The organism is Bacillota bacterium, from assembly GCA_012842395.1.
GTDB lineage: Bacteria > Bacillota > SHA-98 > UBA4971 > UBA4971 > UBA6256.
The window spans coordinates 37948-55956 of sequence record DUSX01000003.1; the positions used below are offsets into that span (position 1 = coordinate 37948).

General features: G+C 62.8%; 11 protein-coding genes and 1 pseudogene. 6 read left to right on the forward strand and 6 right to left on the reverse strand.

From position 1 onward, the window contains the following. Positions 1-41: 41 nt before the first annotated feature. Positions 42-1079 (reverse strand): LacI family transcriptional regulator, encoded by a 1038-nt coding sequence (locus GX515_01850; protein HHY31755.1) that lies wholly within the window; start codon positions 1077-1079, stop codon positions 42-44. A gap of 425 nt (positions 1080-1504) precedes the next feature. Between GX515_01850 and GX515_01855 the strand changes: the two are divergent. Beyond that, positions 1505-2176, forward strand: a pseudogene (locus GX515_01855) (murein L,D-transpeptidase). Between the two features lie 505 nt (positions 2177-2681). Here GX515_01855 and GX515_01860 read toward each other — a convergent pair. Beyond that, entirely contained in the window at positions 2682-4406 is a 1725-nt protein-coding gene (locus GX515_01860; protein ID HHY31756.1) for an ABC-ATPase domain-containing protein, read from the reverse strand. A 271-nt stretch (positions 4407-4677) separates the two neighbouring features. On the opposite strand from GX515_01860, the gene GX515_01865 reads away from it, so the two are divergent. From GX515_01865 to GX515_01885, 5 genes are all read left to right on the forward strand, one after another. Continuing rightward, entirely contained in the window at positions 4678-5751 is a 1074-nt protein-coding gene (locus GX515_01865) for a LacI family transcriptional regulator (protein ID HHY31757.1), read from the forward strand. Between the two features lie 439 nt (positions 5752-6190). Then, complete coding sequence (locus GX515_01870; GenBank protein ID HHY31758.1) at positions 6191-8830, forward strand: glycoside hydrolase family 65 protein; 2640 nt, start codon at positions 6191-6193, stop codon at positions 8828-8830. A gap of 264 nt (positions 8831-9094) precedes the next feature. Then, the gene (locus tag GX515_01875) at positions 9095-10342 is read left to right on the forward strand and encodes an ABC transporter substrate-binding protein (protein HHY31759.1); all 1248 of its coding nucleotides are present in this window, start codon (positions 9095-9097) and stop codon (positions 10340-10342) included. Between the two features lie 294 nt (positions 10343-10636). Continuing rightward, complete coding sequence (locus tag GX515_01880) at positions 10637-11602, forward strand: sugar ABC transporter permease (protein HHY31760.1); 966 nt, start codon at positions 10637-10639, stop codon at positions 11600-11602. Between the two features lie 102 nt (positions 11603-11704). After that, on the forward strand, positions 11705-12652 hold the full coding sequence (locus GX515_01885) for a carbohydrate ABC transporter permease (protein ID HHY31761.1): 948 nt from the start codon (positions 11705-11707) through the stop codon (positions 12650-12652). A 257-nt stretch (positions 12653-12909) separates the two neighbouring features. Here GX515_01885 and GX515_01890 read toward each other — a convergent pair whose 3' ends face one another. The 4 genes from GX515_01890 to GX515_01905 all read right to left on the reverse strand — a co-directional run bounded on the left by GX515_01890 (position 12910) and on the right by GX515_01905 (position 17869). Further along, entirely contained in the window at positions 12910-14247 is a 1338-nt protein-coding gene (locus GX515_01890) for a homoserine dehydrogenase (protein ID HHY31762.1), read from the reverse strand. A gap of 739 nt (positions 14248-14986) precedes the next feature. Then, on the reverse strand, positions 14987-15244 hold the full coding sequence (locus GX515_01895; GenBank protein ID HHY31763.1) for a hypothetical protein: 258 nt from the start codon (positions 15242-15244) through the stop codon (positions 14987-14989). A gap of 127 nt (positions 15245-15371) precedes the next feature. Continuing rightward, on the reverse strand, positions 15372-16784 hold the full coding sequence (locus tag GX515_01900) for an alkaline phosphatase (GenBank protein HHY31764.1): 1413 nt from the start codon (positions 16782-16784) through the stop codon (positions 15372-15374). A gap of 308 nt (positions 16785-17092) precedes the next feature. After that, on the reverse strand, positions 17093-17869 hold the full coding sequence (locus tag GX515_01905) for a DUF421 domain-containing protein (protein HHY31765.1): 777 nt from the start codon (positions 17867-17869) through the stop codon (positions 17093-17095). Positions 17870-18009: the final 140 nt, after the last annotated feature.

Sequence of the window (18009 nt, forward strand, 5' to 3'; positions counted from 1 at the left end):
TCCCCCGGCCGGCGATCGCTCGCATGTGGCCGCAAGGCACCTCAGCCGCCGCTATCCAGCTTCCTGGCGCTGGACTCTCTGACCGTGAGAGTGAGCGGAAAGAGGACGTGCCGCTCGGCAGGGGTCTGCCTCTCGATGAGCTTGATGAGGAGTTCTGCCGCCGCCTGCCCTAGGCGGTATATGGGCTGCGTGACCGTGGTAAGGGCCGGGGTTACGTACGCGCCGAGGGCTATGCCGTCGAATCCTACCACCGAAAGATCCTGCGGAACCCTGAACCCACGCTGCCTGGCGGCGCTTATTGCCCCGATAGCCATCATGTCATTTGAGGCGAAGACCGCTGTGACGCCCGGGCTTCGGTCGAGGATGTCCATCATGGCGCGGTATCCGCCGGGTTCGGTGAAATCCCCCTGTGCGACGTGCGACTCGTCATAAGGGATGCCGTGGCGCTGGAGCGCGGCGCGGTATCCCTCCAGCCGGCGGAACGTGGCGGTCTGGTCCGGCGGCCCTGCTATGCAGGCTATGTCCCTGTGGCCGAGGCTGACGAGATGGTCCACCGCTAACTCCACGCCTGCCTCGTTGTCACCGTCGACCCAGCACACATCGCTGTTGCGCCCGGGGTTGCCCAGGAAAACGAAGGGGATGTCGCGCTCCTTCAGGAAGTCCACCCGCTCGTCGGTGACCCTTGGCTCGGTGAGGATGAGCCCGTCTACTCGATGAGAGCTGACGATCTTCGTGAATGCGGTGTTGCCGGCCGGCTCATCCTGCGATGCCCTGGGGCTGGACAGCAGGATCGAAAACCCCTTGGTAATGGCATAATCCCCAATTCCCCCTACGAACTCCAGGAAGAAAGGGTCGGAGAGGGAGCGTGGCGCGAACGGGATGACCAGGCCGATGACGTTGGTTCGACGCTTTGCAAGACCGCTCGCGGCAGAGTGGGGGTGATAGTTGAGCTCACGCGCGAGCTGCTGGACCCTGGCACGCGTCTCCTTGCTTACACGCGGGTCGCCTGCGAGGGCTCTCGATACTGTTGACTTGGAGATCTTTAGCCACTGGGCAAGGTCCTGCATGGTGACAGGCACGTCGTCATCCTCCTCCGGTATGGCGCCAGCCTGGGTCGACGACGCCCGATCCGCCCCTCGATCCACCCGTCGCTCCCGGCTGCAACCGGTTGTATTCCAAACCCACTCCTTCGCGTTTGTTTCCGCAATTCCTCTTTCGCATGATCATAGCCGACTACCTCTCGCAGTGCAAGGTTGCGGAACCCTTCCCGCCACGCCATCCTACGCCCCGCCACGCTGTCCGCCCGCCGCACTGCGCGAACTCTTACCGGCTTGCCGCCGGAGGGCCTGGCGTCAAGATCCCCCAAGAGCCCGGCTGCGGAACCTCCTTGGGGCCTGCAGGCCGGCCGTGCCATCCAGTGCCGGCTCGGTGCAGGCAGGAACGGTTCCGCATATGATAGGTCCGGGTATGAGTCGGGCTGGAAGCGAGGGGGTGGCGTTGAGCCATGGACGTGAAGCGGCCGGTTGCGTTCAAACGTGGCGACTCGGGCCCGTTCATTGCCGATGCCCAGGAGATGCTTGCCAAGCTGGGATTCGACCCGGGAGGCCCTGAGGGCGTGTTTGTGTCCAAGACGGAGGACGCAGTGAGGGCTTTTCAGCGGGAATACGGGCTCGAGGTCACAGGTGTGCTGGACTGCGTGACGCTGAAGCTCCTGTATGAGGAGGTCGATCCACAGAGTTACCCATCGGTGCTGATGGAAGGACCCGTCGAGCAAGCAGGGCTGGCGGACGCGTCTCCCCCGGGCCAGTCTTCACAAGGTAGGTTTCGGTCGGGCCCGGAGGCCGCGGCAGGGGGACGGACGATAGTGATCAGCGTTGGGGAGCGTGCCCTCGGCCTCTACGATGGTGACCGTCTCGTGCGACGGTACCCGGTGGCCATCGGCAAACCCTCGACTCCGACGCCCGTCGGGACCCACAGGATCCTCGAAAAGATCATGTACCCGGGCGGTGGCCTCGGCACCCGGTGGATGGCGTTCACGTATCAGATGCACGGGATCCATGGCACCAACCACCCGGAGCTCATCGGGCAAGCGGTTTCAAACGGTTGCGTGAGAATGCACAACGAACATGTCGAGGAGCTCTATGACCTTGTGGACGTAGGCACCCCGGTCATTGTCATCGGGGGCCCGCTAAGTTCATGGCCATCCTTGGGAAAAGCCCAGCCTCCGGTGTCATCGGGGGCGGCGGACGGGCACGGACACGCATCTGAGCATGGCGGGCCTGGCAACCGACCTGAAAGCGGCCAGCTAGGTGGCACGCCGGGCGGCGAGGGGCCGTGGGGGCTCGCGAATCCGGGCTCAGCCCGCCCCAAGGATCCCCTGGGGACCTCGGGCCGCACATACGTCGTGCAGTCAGGGGACAGCCTCTGGTCCATCGCCCGGCGATTCGGCACCACAGTGGACGCGATCGCGGCCGCGAACAATCTGGTTAACCCAGACCTCATCTATCCAGGGGACGTGTTGCATCTGCCGTGACCCAGGAGGTGCGAGCGGACCAGGTCCCCGTCTCCGTCCTAGTCCCCGTGCCCGGCCCCTGGGCCGGGCACGGGACAGGGGCCAGGCACGGAGACGGTCCTCTCGCGCCGGGTCGCGCCCCACGCGTCATCCTCGCGCGGTCAGGCCTCTATCGAGCGGCTCTCATCTGTATGGTCCTCAGTCTGTTCAGAGCGGCGGCGATCTCGATGGGCCGGGCGAGAGAGTAATCACCGTGAATGAACGGGGCCACGACATCCATTCCCCGCGAGGCGACCTCCTGCTCAAGCCTCCCGATGAGCTCGGCGACGGTGGACCTGCCGTCGAGGAGGTGCGTTTCCAGATAACGGAGGGCGTCCGCGATGAACCTCGTCTGGCCCGGGTCCACGACTTGCTCCACGTTACGCAGGTCGATCTCTTCGCGGCCGAGCATGATGGCGTCGGTTCCCCGCGCCTTCGTCTTCGTGGAGCGGCGGTCGCCCGCCCTTGCAAAACCGAGCGACACCGGCACTCTGCCGGCAACGCGCAGGTGCGCGGCGCCGCCCTCGAACGCGCGGCCGGTCGGAAAGCGGGCGGCCACTTCACGTGCGCGTCCCGTCACGTCCACAGGCTTGTACTCGTCCATCATGATCACGGTGTCCGCCACGTCGAGGTAGTCCCCAGACCCGCCCAACACAAGCACGGTCGAGATCCCGTCCTCCGCGAGGCTCCGCACGCGATCGATGAACGGCGTGATGGGCTCCTTATCCTTGGTCACCAGCGCCTGCATGCGCCGATCGCGGATCATGAAGTTCGTCGCCGACGTGTCCTCATCCAGTAGCAGGACCTTTGCACCGATCTCAACGGCCTCCACAATGTTCGCGGCCTGGGACGTGCTGCCGCTGGCGTTCTCAGTGGAGAAACGCCGCGTGTCCGCGCCGAATGGAAGGTCGGCGATGAAGAAACTGATGTCGTCCTCGGTCACGGCGCGCCCATCCTCTGCCCTGATCTTCACGGCAAGGGAGGACGTCACCACCAGCTCGCGGCCGTCGCCGGGGATGTGGTTGTACACGCCGCGTTCTATGGCCCGAAGGAGCGTCGACTTACCGTGGTATCCGCCGCCCACGATGAGCGTCACGCCACGCGGGACTCCCATGCCGCGCACCGTGCCGCGGTTTGGGAGCGTGACCTCCAGCTCGAGGGAGGGCGGGGACTCGAACGGCACCACGTTGCCCCGATCGAGTGGGCGCTCGTCGACGCCGCTCCGGCGGGGGAGGATGGCTCCGTTCGCCAGGAACGCCACGATTCCGAGGTCGTCGAGGGCGTTGCGCAGAGCATCGGCGTCTTCGGCTGCCATGAGATGTTGCCGGAGGGCTGCGGTCTCGACGGCGGACATGGACGCGAACAGAAGCGCCTCCTGGACCAGCCTGGGGAGGGCGCGGCAGATGAGGTCCTCGGCCGCGCCGCCAAGGATGGTGCGCCCAGCTGCGGGGAGCCCCACCGTAAAACGCGCCTCCACAGCGTTCTCGTCGACGAGGACCGAGTTGCGCGCGAGGATCTCTTGTCCGGGCCGGGCCATGTGGATGCGGTCTCGTCCCTGTGATGCCGCGGACGCGAGCCCCGCGAGGCTGCTGAAGCGGCGGCTGAGGAAATCCCCCAACGCGACTCGGCGCGTGGGCGTCGAGAGGGCCCACGCTGGAAACCGCGCCACGCTCTGCGGGACGCGGACCCTGAACCTACTGGGCGGGGCGAACGGATCGGCTTGGACGTGGTCGACGTACAAGTCGAACCCAGGGAACTTGTACTGCCCTCGGATGTCCTGGTAGGCCTTGTAGCCGCGGTGGTCGATGCGGCGAAGGATCGATGCGAGCTCCGTGTGTGTCGAAAGAGTTTCCAAGCGAAGACCACCTCCGCCTAGATCATAGCATAATCATAGCATTACCTGCCTGCGCAGTCAGTACGCGGTAGGCCCTGCACTACCCAATCCGCTGGATGGCCGGTTGGCATTCTCGGAATCAAAAGGAGGAATTGGGGGGCGACCGTCGAATAATCCAATCGGATCCTGAAACGTTCAAGCAGACGGGGCGTTGAAAGGCATCCACATGAAATGGCCTGATCCGCGCAGATGCGTCCGGAGTCTGTGCGGACGGCAAGGGGACTGCGGTGCGGTGACTGTAACGATTAAGGACATCGCCAGGATCGTGGGGGTGTCCCCCACGGCGGTTTCGCGAGCGCTCAACGGCCACCGTGACATAGGCGAGGAGACGCGTGCGAAGATCAAGCGCGTGGCCCAGGAGCTTGGATACCGCCGCAACGCCATCGCCCGCGGCCTCGTCACCAAGAGGACCGACACGATCGGCCTCTTCGTGCTGGGAAGGGGTGCCACCGGATTTGGCGACCCGTTCGCGTATGAGGTTATCCTCGGTGTCATGGACACGGTCAGCTCTGGCGGTTACGACCTTGTGCTCTACGGTATTGGAGGCCCATCGCCCGCGAGCGGGCGTCGGCTGGGCGGGCCCTCATGCGCCGGGTCGTACGTCGGAAAGTGCAAGGAGCGGCAGGTAGACGGGGTGATTATGATGGGGCTTCGCACCGATGACCCGCAGTACCGGTCGCTCGGAGAGCTCGATGTTCCCTGCGTGCTCATCGATGTGACGCCGCCCTGTGAGGGGATAGGCTTCGTTGGGTCCGATAACGTTCTCGGGGCGAAGACCGCGACCGAGCACCTCATTTCTCTGGGTCATACGAGGATAGGCATGTTGAACGGGCACGCGTACGCCACGGTAAGCGCCGAACGGCTTGAAGGGTACAAGATCGCCCTCATGAACGCGGGGATACCGTACAACCCGGCCTTGGTCTTCGAGGGAGACTTCTCGGGTGAGAGTGGGGGGCGGGCGGCCAGGTACTTCATGGCGCTCTCGAACGATGTGCGTCCGACCGCTGTCGTAGCGGCGAGCGACGTAATGGCCATCGGACTCGTCCAGGCACTGAAGGGCATGGGGATCGCGGTTCCGCAGGACGTGTCCGTGGTCGGGTTCGACGACATCCCGAGCGCGTCCCACGTGGATCCCCCGCTCACCACAGTGCGACAGGCGCGCTATGATCTCGGCGCAACGGCGGCGAGGATGGTGCTGGAGCGCCTGGCCGACGGCAGCCGGTCTCCGAAGGCTTTCCCTCATCCCGGATTCCGGCTCGCGACGAACCTCGTCGTGAGGGGCTCTACGGCGCCGCCCCGGAGTTAGCAAGGGTGCATTGCATCAAGCCCCGTGTATCTTCCAGGGGGGCGCCTTGTTGCGTGAGTCGCACTGGCGAGGGACGTCCCGCGGAGGGTGTCCTGAGCGGTGGGCGTCCTGTCCCAAGGGGTGGAGGCGGCTGGCTGAGCCGGAGGGGCAGGTCGGGGCGTCGACGGACGGCTGGGCGGCCGGGTGCCGCGTGTGGCGCTCCGTGGCTCGTGGGCGGCGACACCGGGGACATCGCGGTTGTAGGCTGCAAGACTGCAAGGAGACATGGGGTCAAACTTTAACGTTGAAGTAGTCATGATTGTACCGGCAGTCAGTGTTGAATTGGCCGTCGGTCATGTCGGGAGATCATGTTCTCTTGGTTTGTGGCCCCTCAATGAGCTTGAGTGAGCATGGGGTGGATGGGCCGCGGACGGATGGGGGGGAAGCTGAGGAGTTGCGTATGTTGGATGAGGAATGGTGCATTGTTGAGGATAAGCTCGACATTTCCGGATTCGGCGCGCGGGAGACGGTCTGCGCTTTGGGAAACGGCTATCTTGGTGTGCGGGGCGCTCCGGAGGAGGGCCATCCATCCTCGGGCCCTGCGACGTTCATAGCGGGGGTGTTCGACGCTCCGCCGGGCGGAGTGCCCGAGCTGGTGGTGGTGCCCAATTGGTTGTGTATGCGCGTCTTCATCGACGATGAGGAGTGCACCATGGGGTCCGGGGAGTTGTTGGACTTCAGGAGGACGCTTGACATGCGTTGCGGCGTCCTGGAGCGCGTGGTGAGGTGGCGAGGACGGCGGCACGGGCGCCCTGTCCGTCTGACCTGGCGCCGGATAGTATCCATGGAGGACATCCGCCTCGCGGCGGTGAGCCTCTCCATCGAGCCCGAAGCTGGGGAAGTCGATGTGGTGGTGGGCTCTCGCATCGATGGACGTGTGTCCAATGCCAAGGCAGTGCATCTCGACCTCGTCGAGCAGGGATGGGACGGGGATGCGAACTACATCGTGACGCGTACACGCTCGTCGGGCATCATGATAACTCAAGCTCAGATTGTGGCTGCTTCCGTCGGCACGGCCTCGGCCGGCGGGCGCGCGCCGACCCGCCGCAGCGGCGTGACGGCGGAGGACACTGCGGACGGGCCGATGATCACGGTACGGCTTCGCTGTCGTTCCGGCGAGCGCGCCACCATTGAGAAGTATGTGGGCTTTGCCACGTCCATCGATGTTCCTCTGCCTGGCGACGGGCGCACGGGTGCGGCGGCTGGTCCTGACGAACGCGGCGCCCAAGGACACGCGAGTTGTGGCGGCGACACGCGCGCCGGGGACGATGGCGCGGGGAACGCGCTTGCCGCGGCGCTGAGCGCGGCTCGGCGCGGCGCGGCCTGCGGCTTCGCGGGGTTGCTCGAAAGGCACCGCAGGGTATGGCACGACATATGGGACAAGTGCGATATCGTCATCGAGGGTGACGAGTTCGCCCAACGGGCCGTGCGCTTTGCCATATTCCAAATGGTGCAGGCCGCGCCGCGCCACACGGATCGTGTGAGCATAGGAGCCCGGGGCCTATCTGGCGAGGGCTATAGAGGCCACGTCTTCTGGGACACGGAGACCTTTGTGGTACCGTTCTTCACCTTCACCTTGCCGGACGTCGCGCGCAACATCCTGGGCTACAGGTATCACACCTTGCCAGCGGCCCGGAAGAACGCCGCCGCGAAGGGCTATCGCGGCGCGATGTTCGCGTGGGAGAGCGCCGATACGGGCGAGGAAGCCACGCCTCCGTGGGGCGATCCCAATCCCGAGACAGGCGAAAGGCGGCGGATCCTCTGCGGTGACCTTGAGCATCACATCACGGCAGATGTCGCTTACGCCGTGTGGCAGTATTGCGCGGCCACGGCTGACGAGGAGTTTTTCCTGCGCCAGGGCGCGGAGATCCTTATCGAGACCGGTCGGTTCTGGGCGAGCCGCGCGTCCTACAACCCTGCCTTGCAGGCGTACGAGATCCTGCATGTCATCGGCCCCGACGAGTACCATGAGGACGTGAACAACAACTTCTACACGAACGCCATGGCACGCTGGAACATCAGGGCCGCGCTAGCCACGAACGAATACCTCAGGGCACGTCATCCTTCTGAGTGGGCCCGTCTTGTGTCCTCCACTGGGATTAGCGAAGAGGAACTTGCCCACATGGCTGACGTTGCCACGCGGCTTGTGTGCGGCCGCACCGTTGCGGCTTTCGATGCCGGCCCGGCTGAGGCGGTCCAAGGCGCATCTTCAGGGTGCGCTGCAGATTCATGCACGCTTCCACCACCGGGGGTACCTGTGATAGAGCAGTTCGACGGCTTCCACGACCTCGCTGACGTGGAGATTCAGACGGGCGAGGGGACGTTCCGGCCTATGGAGGCCGTCATCGGTCCCGAGAGGCTGGCCGGGTCAAAGGTCGTCAAACAACCGGACGTGCTCATGGCGCTCTACCTTTTGGGAGACGGTATCGTGGCGGACTTCGGCCTTGCTGTCGAGCCCTTGGCGGGCGAGTGCGAGTCGACGCGGGACCGGGAGACCGGCTCGCAGGGCATCGTTAGCCCATCCTGGGCGAGGCTCCAGCGGTGGGGATCCAGGTTCTGGGCTAAGGTCGCTCGAGCGAACTGGGACTACTACGAGCCGCGGACCGACCACGGCTCGTCCCTGAGCTGCGCAATTCATTCCACCCTCGCAAGCAGCCTGGGCCTCGGTGAGCAGTCGTGGCGCTATTTCCTGCGCGCTGTGCGGATCGACCTTGAGGACTCCATGGGCAATGCTGTCAACGGGGTCCACATGGCGACCCAGGGAGGCGTATGGCAAGCCGTGGTGAACGGCTTCGCGGGCATTCATGCGGACGTAAGCGTCCCGCACGAAAGAGGACCACATGCTCACGCGTCTGGATTGGCTCTGTCTCCTGAAGATGTGACGGACCTTGCCCCGTGGGCGTGCGGCTCGCTCAGGGTTGAGCCGCGGTTGCCCCGTCACTGGAGACGACTGTCAGTCCCGTTCGTGTGGCGCGGCACCAAGGTGCGAATGGAGCTGAGAGGCTTGGCTAACGCAGGTGACGCAAGGGATCGGGGCTGAGCGATCGGGAGGGGTCCGGAGGCCGCGGGGCTGGCGGGATTCGGGGCTCTCACCTCGAACGATGCAGGATGGCAGGCTTCGCCAAGGCTGCCGGTACCGGGTGGCTCGGTGGCGAGACATGCAGAGGGGACGGAGCCTGGTGGAAAAGGAGGTGACGCAGGCGGTCACGTCACGGGCGGTCAGAGGGTAAGTCAGAGGGTGAAGGGAAGCCTGTAAACTTGGGTTCACCGGCTCCTGTTAGCTCAAAGGAGGGATAATGACAGAATGAAGAGGTTCGCGGGTGTAGTATTGTGTGCTGTGCTGCTCATGGCGTTGGTCGGAGGAGCCTCGGCGGCCAACAAGGTCACGCTCGTGCTTTCCGGGTGGCAAGCGTCGCCTGAGGAACAGCAGCTCGTGGAAGATGCCCTGAAGGTGTTCGCTCAGAAGTACCCTAACATAGAGGTCAAGTACGAGCCCATCGTTGAGGATTTCCCCACGAAGATCAAGACCATGCTCGCTGCCCGCAACGCTCCGGACGTCTTCTACGTGGACATCTTTTGGGCCCAGCCGCTCATGGAGCGCGGCATGTTGCTCGCTCTCGATCCGTACATGGCGAAGACTGGCACGAGACGGTCTGACTTCGCCGAGACCCTCCTAAACGGCTTCACTTACAATGGAAAGACTTACGGCATCCCGAAGGACTTCAACACGCTCGGCTTGTTCTACAACAAGAAGATGTTCGACGAGGCCAAGATACCATACCCAACGCCCGACTGGACATGGGATGACCTGCGTAATGCTGCGAAAAAACTCACGAAGATAGTGGGTGATCCGGCGAAGGACCGTTACGGAATCTGCCTGCCGGTGGACGCTGCACGCTTTGGCCCGTTCCTCGTGCAGAGCGGCGCCCAGTTTGTGGATAAAACGGGTCGCAAGTGCCTGTTCGCCTCGCCCGAGGGGATAAGGGCGCTTGACTTCTACACGAGTTTCAAGGTGAAGGACAAGTCCGCAGTGATACCCTCAGAGGTCGGCGCGGGCTGGGGCGGCGACGCCTTCGGAAAGGAGCGCGTTGCCATGGTGCTCGAGGGAGGTTGGCTCATTCCATACCTGGACAACAACTTCGCTGACGTCAGGTACGGCGTGTGCGAGCTTCCCAAGGGACCGGCCGGACGGGGCAACATATACTTCACGGTGTCATACAGCGTCGCGGCGAGCTGCAAGTATCCCGACGAAGCGTGGCTGCTCGTAGAACACCTGACCGGTTACGAGAACCAGAAGAAGGTCCTCGAGACCGGCTTTGCCCTGCCAACCAGGGTCGCTCTGGGCGACCATCCGTTCTTCAAGGACAACCCGAACATGGCTGCGATTTTCAAGGGGTATTCCTACTCGATCCCGTGGCAATTCGGCGAGCATGGGGACAAGGTCATGAATGTGCTGAATTCCGCGATTGAGAAGGTGTACCTGAAGAACGAGTCACCCGAGAAGGCGATGAAGGATGCAGCGCAGGAGATCGACGAGATCCTTTCGGAGTAATCGTCCGTAGCGCCCAGCTGCCGCCGCCATCGGCGCCGTCGAGAGGATGAAAACGTCACCCGACTGCCGTTTTCAAAGCAGTCGTCAATGCCAGCCTGCCGCTGGCACCAGCGATGAAAACGGCAACGACCGCCTATACTCGGGATAGGACTGTGCATCACCCCTCTGAGCAGGGCCTCGAGGTTCTGGTGCGTACCCCGGCCGGGTCGGCCGTGACCACCAATGGTCGTGGTCGCCCGCCCGGCCGGGCATAGCCCGTGGCCGACCGCTTAGTATGGGGGCGGGTGACTTTCTGTGACGCGTATCCTTGACGGGGTGGTGAGAACGATGAGTGCCTCGCCCGGTCCAAGGGCTGGCACCGCGTGGTCGCATCTCGCGGCCGTCCTCAGGAAGGAAAGAGTATCCGAGGCCATAACCGGGTACCTGTTTGTGTTGCCATTTCTTGCGGCGGTAGGAACATTCGTTTTCCTGGCCGCAGTATATGCCTTTTACCTAAGCTTTCATAAGTACGACCTCTTTACTCCCCCGGAGTTCGTAGGCCTTGCCAACTACCGAAGGCTTCTCACCGACAGGAACTTCCGAATAGCCCTCCGGAACGTCGCTGTGTACACCGCCGGCGTAGTGCCGACCCAAACGATCGTGGCGATAGCCCTCGCGGTGCTGGCGAACCAGAAACTCAGGCTCCGCGGGTTTTTCCGCTCGGCGTACTACGTCCCGTGCATTACGTCTTCCGTTGCGAGCTCCCTCATCTTCATGTGGCTCTACTACAAGCAAGGCATCATCAACTACATCCTGTCGCTCCTGGGCCTTCCGTCCAATATAGACTGGCTGGGGAACCCATCTACCGCTCTCCCCGCCATCATGACGCTGGTTGTCTGGACGACCTCCGCGTACTTCATGGTGGTGTTCCTCGCGGCGTTACAGGACATCCCAACGAGTGTGTCCGAGGCGGCGAAGATCGATGGCGCGACTTCTTGGCAGAGTTTCCGGTACGTGACGCTCCCATTGCTTCGCCCGAGCATATTCCTGGTAGTCGTGCTCGGGACAATCGGGTGCATGCAAGTGTTTGACCAGGTGTACATCATGACGCGGGGCGGACCGCTCAAATCAACGATGTCCATCGTCTACCTGGTGTACACGGAGGCATTCGGCGACCTCAGGTTCGGTTACGGGGCCGCCATGGCGTTCGCCCTTTTCGCGGTGATATTCGTGCTCACTCTCATTCAGAGGAAGTTCCTCGACGTCAGGATAGAGTACTAGCGGCGCGTCAAGATAGACTTCTAACGGGCGCACGCGCCAAAGATGGCGCGCACGCCCCTAGAGTCTGGCGAGCGATCTTGCATGTGGAGGAGGTGTAAGGAGATGGCGACGCGATATGACGCGGGGCGCGGCGATGGGATGGTGACGCGACGCGGCGCGGCGCGCGGCGAGGTTCTCGCGGGGTCGTTCCACGTTCGGGCCCGCCAGATGCGTAGATGGCGCGCGTTTGCGGGCAAAGTGAAGGTCGTTGGGGTCTATGTTGTCGCGATGCTTGTCGCCGTCGTTACCTTGGCACCATTCGCCTTCACCATATCCGCATCGTTCAAAACCCTTTCCGAGGTCCTTGATTGGCCCCCGTCATTCATTCCTTCAAGGTTCACCTTGGACAACTACAGAGCGGTATGGACGATCTCACCCCTATTCCCGAGATGGCTCTTGAACAGCGCGCTTGCGTCCGGGATCACGGTATTGACGAACGTGTTCTTCTGTTCACTTGCCGGCTACGCATTCGCGCGCCTGCGCTTCCCAGGGCGGGACGCGATATTCATGGCGACCCTCGGCACCCTCATGATTCCCAGCCAGATCACGCTCATCCCGCGCTATATCATCGTTCACCGCCTGGGGCTCATTGACTCTCTTGCCGGCCTTGTCCTACCAGACGTGGCGCGTGTCTTTGGCGTGTTTCTGATGGTCCAATTCATACGAGCCATTCCGAAGGAACTCGAAGAGGCTGCGAAGATCGACGGGTGCTCGCGGTTCGCCACGTACGTCCACGTCGTGTTGCCGCTCTGCAGGCCCGTGATCGCGGCGCTTGCTATCTTTACGTTCCAAGGGACGTGGAACGACTTTACCTGGCCCCTTGTGGTGTTGAATTCTCCTGAGAATTTCACCCTCGCTCTCGGCCTGAATTACCTTCGCGGGCAGTATTACACCTTCTGGCACCTGGTGCTGACAGGGTCGCTCTTCAACATCGTTCCGATGCTTATCATCTTCCTCGTCTTCCAGCGGTATTTCGTACAAGGCATCACCATGTCAGGGCTCCGAAGCTAAGGGGGAGGGGAGGGGGAGGGGGCCAAGGGCAGCAGCCTGCACGGGACGACCACCCCAGGAACGCCTAGGAATGCCGAACCGAATGCGGGAGAGGCGAACTCCGGTCGCTCGCTTCAGGCCGCCCCGTCCCTCAGTCTGTGTGTGGTGGGCGCCATCTATGAGCCCGCCCCCGGTACGAGCCTGTGGTGTGAGCCTGCGGTGCTAGCCTGCGGCGCTTCGAAAGGACACGAGCCTGCCGGGCGCCAGCGCCGTCTCGCCTAGCGTTCGGCGGCGTCCTCCCCTTGACCGCTGGCCTGGATTCCCCCCGCCTCGACTCGGATGACGCTGGAGACCTCCTTGACCACCGGGAGCGTCCGGATGGACGCCAATGCGGAACGCAAATTCATCTCCTTCACGAAGTGTGTTATGAAGACGAGTCCAACCACGGGTGAGCCGGTTCCCTTTTGAATCACTGATTCAAGGCTCACGTGGTTGTCTCCGAAGGCCTTTGCGATCATCGCCAGCACGCCTGGCCTGTCCACGACCTGCAGCCGGATATAGTAGCGGGTTTCGATGTCCTCCATTCGTTTCACGTTGAGTCGGCCGCCCCAGGGCTTAAAGACCTCAGGGCGGTAGTGGCGGCCATTGTGGGAGAGCCCCCGCGCCACGTCCATGATGTCGGCTATCACGGCGCTCGCCGTCGGACCCGCGCCAGCTCCTCTTCCATAGAACATGAGACTGCCGACTGCATTCCCGCGCACGAATATCGCATTGAACGAATCACTGACAGATGCGAGCGGGTGCCAAGTCGGAACGAAGGTGGGATGGACCCTCACCTGAAGACCCTCGCCGTCCAGCTTCGCGATGGCGAGCAACTTGATCTCGTATCCGAGCTCTCTCGCATACTGGATGTCAGTCTTGGAGACTCTGCCGATGCCCTCGGTGTAAACCTGCGCCGGATCTACCTCAACGCCGAAGCCCACCGACGCGAGGATCGCGAGTTTGTAGGCGGCGTCCAACCCATCTACGTCCGACGAGGGATCGCGCTCGGCGTACCCTTTTTGCTGGGCATCAGCAAGCGCCTCTTCGAACTCCCAGCCCTCGCGGGCCATCCTGGTAAGGATGTAGTTCGTCGTGCCGTTGACGATACCGCTGATCTCGCTTATGCGGTTGGAGGCGAGACACTCGTCGAGCGCTTTGATAATGGGAATTCCCGCAGCTACGCTGCCTTCAAACCGAAAGGCAACGCGTGTGCGTTCCGCCATCTCCCATATCTCGCCCCCGTGTTTAGCGACAAGCTCTTTATTGGCGGTGACAACGTGTTTGCCCCTGGCCAGGGCGGACAACACATACTCCCTGGCCGGATTCACGCCCCCCATGACCTCCACCACGACGTCGATCTCGTCGTCTTCGAGAACCTCGCGGGCCTCTGTGGTCAGCATGTGGGGCTCAAGTCGCACAGAGCGTGGTTTGGCGACATCATTGACCAGGACCTTCTTGACCACTATGGGCACCCCGAGCTTCCTTGCGATGTCGTCATGGTTCTCGGCCAGCACCCGCACCACGCCGCCCCCGACGGTCCCGCATCCGAGCACTCCTATCCTGACTGCGTGCATTTGGTTCATCGTGATACCTCCCTGTGCGGCCTTGGGAAGGGAAGGCGGCTCTTCCCTGGAACCAGCATACATTTTCTCTAATGTAAAGCACTTTCTTAGCGGCGTCAACAAGGAGTTGTCGAGCGACAGCCAAGTAGGAGGCGTGCTACGCGTGTGGATGCGGTACATGAAGCCGGGGTGGCACGTGTGAGGCAGGAAGTCACGCGGGGTGGGAGAGAGGAGGCCGGTGGGTACGCAAGTTGCGCGCAGGGCTGCCCGCCTTGCCCTTCGGACACGGCGCGCCATGCAGGGAGTCGGTGACGCCGGGACAGGTGACGGACATCAGTCGACCGTCCGCAAGCGTGGCAAAGGGAATTCATCAGGAGAGACCCCTGGCGGACGGCACTCGTCCCCGGCATAGGTGAGGTGTGCGGAACGCATCACGGGGGACGCGTGATGTAGGCAATGGATAGAAGAGGAAGGGTGACCCACATGACCGATTGGCTCCGGACGCGTGACGCCCGGAACGAGAAGAGCGTGAGAGTTGGCGTGGGTCACCCGTCCCTCTGCGAATGTGACGTGGGGAATAGTAACGTCCCGCACGAGTGGTGCATGTCACTCGACCGCCCTTGGGAGTGACACAAAGACCACATGTGTCCAGCCACTTGGCAACCAAGCTGCATTCTCACGAAACGCGGTGCGAGCTTACCCAAAGATGCTGTCCACTCTGCTGTATCTGCTGCGGCCTGCCCGCCACGGCTTACTCATCAGCAACTATGGTGATCTCGAACACGTGCCTCGCGGGGTCGAACCCGCATGCCTCGACGGTTCCCGACACGGGACACACGACACGGCCGCCGAAATCGGGCGCGACCCCAAGGTCCTGGCCCCGGCGAACGCGATCGCCGGGGCGTACCCGTGTTCCCCCAGTGGCTTCGACGGCCACGGTCACGACACGCGAGCCTTCCTCGCACTGCCGGCCGTGCTGCTGTTTCGAACCTTCCCCGTCCGGAGACATGCCACCATGCTCCTTTCACGTTCCGCGCGGCCTGCCCGGGGCGGAAGTATGAAGACACACATGCCTCGCGTGCAGCGCAAGTGCGGACGTGCGTTGGTTGGCCTCCCTATGTGCCCCTGCGAGTCGCCTACTTGCCAACCGTCCCAGGAAACTCGACTCCTGCTGCGGCGGCGACTTTGCCTGCGATCTCAGTATTGTCGATGACCCCGGAGAACGCACCGGCACCGGGTCCAAAGGCGTACAGAGGCACAGGGTTTCCGGTGTGGCCTCCTGTCTCGCTCTTGAGCTGGACCTGCGGCGAGACGATGCCCATGTTGAGCCGCGCGGCGATCACCGCTCCTATCGCATATCCGACTTGATACGAAGCTCGCCCGCTCATGGATTGGACAAGCCGGATCTCGTCGTCACTGAGGTCCTTTATGCCTGCGAACTCCTCGAATACCCTGGCGATGCTCTCCGGCGAGAACTTGCCGTCGGCGCCGGTCTCCAGCTTCAACGCCATGAACTCTGGCGATACCTTGATAGTGCCCAGGGATTCATAGTCGAGCGGTTCGGTGGCTGAGAACCCCATCGTATCATGGTCTGCGGTCACTATCACAAGGGTGTCACCGGACTCCTTCGCGAACTCGTGCACGAGCTCTACAGCTTTGGCGAAATCGGCTATCTCTGCGACCACGCCGGGAACGTCGCCCGCGTGCGCAGCATGGTCAATGCGCGAGCCCTCGATCATGAGGAAGAACCCGTCACTCGCTGTCTTGAGTACCTCAAGGGCCTTCGCGGTCATGTCGGCGAGTGAAGGTTCCTGGGTCCCGAGGTAAACGCGGTCTTTCTGGTAGTTCATGTACGAGGGGTGGAAAAGGCCGAGCACCTTTGCCCCGCCGCCGGCTGGCACGGCCGAGAGCTCATCTTTCGTAGTCACGACGGCATACCCCTTGGCCGCAGCCTCAGCCATGATGTCGCGGCCGTCCTTACGCTTTCCGTCACCCTTGCCCGAAGGCAGGTATTGGTCTCGCCCGCCCCCGAGCAGAACGTCTATCCCAGAATCAAAGAGCTGTGCTGCGATCTCCTGGGAGCCGCCGCGGGTGCCCCAATGTGCGCCGAAAGCCGCGGGGGTCGCGTCGTAGATCGTGTTGGTGACAACGAGTCCCGTGGCTTTACCCGCTGCCCGCATGGCTTCCAGGATGGTTGGAACCACGGTGCCGTCAGGCAGGACGGATATCATCCCGTTATTCGTTTTGTGCCCCGTGGCTATTGCTGTCGCTGCTGCGGCGGAGTCCGTCACTGTGTTATTGAGGGAGTGCGTTGTCACTATGGCGACGTTCGGGAACGTTTCGAAAGGAAACCGACCGTCCGGGCCCAGAAGCGCGTTTCTTGAGACCTGAAGCGCACCAAAACCCATTCCATCGCCGATGCACAGGATGACGTTCTTCGCCTGAGACGCGTTGGCACCCGGTTCCCCGGAGGCAGCAAACACCACCGACCCAAACAACGCGACGAGAGCGACGGTAACCAGCACCTTGAGAAAACCGCTTCTTCTCACACCAACACACCTCCAGCCGTCTAGTTGGATTGTCATAAGTCCGCGCTGCCTTTCGGCGCGCAAGCCCTGGCCGGAGTTGCCGGGCTCACCATCCATGGACCGGGCGTTTGCCCTGCAACGTGTGTTGTTGAAGACTGGCAGATGGGGGAGCTAGATCCTCCACGTCCGGTCGTGGAATCACCCGCGACCCCAGTGCGCTCGGGAACAGAGACGAAGACTTCGCGGGCACCGCGCTTGGTCCGCGCGAGGATGGCCCGCCATGCGCTGCATGTCCCCGGACTCGCGCACCGAACGCCAGCAGCCGGACATTATCTATTCTGCGCGGGCGGCTCTTCCCCTGCCGACGCGGACCCTGGTTTTGGACGATCGTCATACTGATCCACGTACAGCTCGCCCTTTGTGTTGAGCATCGCAAGCATTACATCGCCGGGCTCGAGGCCCATGAGCGCGAGCTTGCCTCGCAGCCAGCCCTCCGATAATCTGTTCTTGTCGAGGTTCGCCGAGATGATTTGTCCCTGGAGGATCAGTACCGACCCGAGTCCCTCGTAGGTTGTGGGGATACCGAGGTCTGCTGGGGTGAGCGGCCTTTTCTGCGATTTCGGAAGCACGCTCAGCCTGCCGCTTGGTTCGAGGACAGCGAACTCGACGTCGGCGATGTCGAAGATGCTCTTGAGACGGAGGCGCGCCATGAGCTCGTCAAGAGTGATGTTGACCCGTCGGAGGTTGCACTCAAGAACCTTGCCGTTCTCAATGAGGGTGACGGATGAGCCCACGAGGAGTCTGCGCACAGCTCTCCACCGCACTGCGGCGGCTGACGTGAGGTACGCTAGGCACGCGAACGTCATCATGGCGACGAACGTGTTGAGAACGTTGAGCTCGGTGTTGTAAGCCAGCGCCGCGGCCATCGACCCTAGGGCGATCCGGGCGGCGAGGGTAAGATGGGACGTCGGCCATATGGTGTGGCGCCCGGAGATGTGGGTTGCCACCAGAAGCCTGAAGAACGCAATAGCCGAGCGGGCGATCGATACGAGGACGGGCTGCTGCACGGTGACCTCCGGAAGCGGACGGGTTCTCTGCTCTGGCACGCTCCGTACAGTCTTATAGTCTCTGGGAAACAGCCGGGCCTATGCGCGAGCTCTGTATGAGCGCAACAGAGCACCGCGTCACGAATAACCCGGCCTCATGGATCGTCGAAAACTAACGGAGGACGTCAGCTGGCTTCGAG

What these genes read in the sequence shown, in the direction of transcription:
- GX515_01870 (HHY31758.1), top strand. Translation starts at nt 6,191, where the DNA reads ATGTTGGATGAGGAATGGTGCATTGTTGAGGATAAGCTCGACATTTCC.
- GX515_01875 (HHY31759.1), top strand. Translation starts at nt 9,095, where the DNA reads ATGAAGAGGTTCGCGGGTGTAGTATTGTGTGCTGTGCTGCTCATGGCG.
- GX515_01885 (HHY31761.1), top strand. Translation starts at nt 11,705, where the DNA reads ATGGCGACGCGATATGACGCGGGGCGCGGCGATGGGATGGTGACGCGA.
- GX515_01890 (HHY31762.1), bottom strand. Translation starts at nt 14,247, where the DNA reads ATGCACGCAGTCAGGATAGGAGTGCTCGGATGCGGGACCGTCGGGGGC.
- GX515_01895 (HHY31763.1), bottom strand. Translation starts at nt 15,244, where the DNA reads ATGTCTCCGGACGGGGAAGGTTCGAAACAGCAGCACGGCCGGCAGTGC.